Below are 447 nucleotides of genomic sequence, written 5' to 3'. Positions count from 1 at the left end.
GACCGGCCACGCATGATCGCCGAGGTCAACGTGCTCGGCGTCATCGAACTGCTGGAGGCCTGGCAGCCGTCGCTGGCACGCGCCGAGCGCGCCAAGGTCGTGGTCTTCGCCAGCAACGCGACGACGACCGTCCCGATGGTGCCCAAACGCGTCGTACGGGCACTCCTCGAAGGCGATGTCGATCGGGCCGTGCAGCGCCTGCGACTGCTTGGCAAGGCAGCGCCCACGTTCGCCTATGCCGCCAGCAAGGTCGCCGTCAGCCACTGGGTACGACGCCAGGCGGTCACCCCCGACTGGGCTGGCGCCGGCATCCGGCTCAACGCCCTCGCACCGGGGGCGATCATGACCCCGCTGCTCGAGCAGCAACTGGCGACGCCGGCCGAGGCGAGGCGGATCAAGGCCTTCCCGGTGCCGATCGGCGGGTTCGGTGACGCCAACCAGCTCGCG

1 protein-coding gene is annotated in these 447 nt (G+C 70.7%); it reads left to right on the top strand.

The genetic code is table 11. The features are described 5' to 3' along the window. Window positions 1-447: SDR family NAD(P)-dependent oxidoreductase (locus ACOADB_RS23720; protein ID WP_378604554.1), on the top strand; the 447-nt coding region annotated here is incomplete at both ends.

It is taken from the genome of Nocardioides sp. CPCC 206348, assembly GCF_048654705.1.
Taxonomy (GTDB): domain Bacteria; phylum Actinomycetota; class Actinomycetes; order Propionibacteriales; family Nocardioidaceae; genus Nocardioides.
This window is presented reverse-complemented; position numbering and strand designations above follow the sequence as displayed.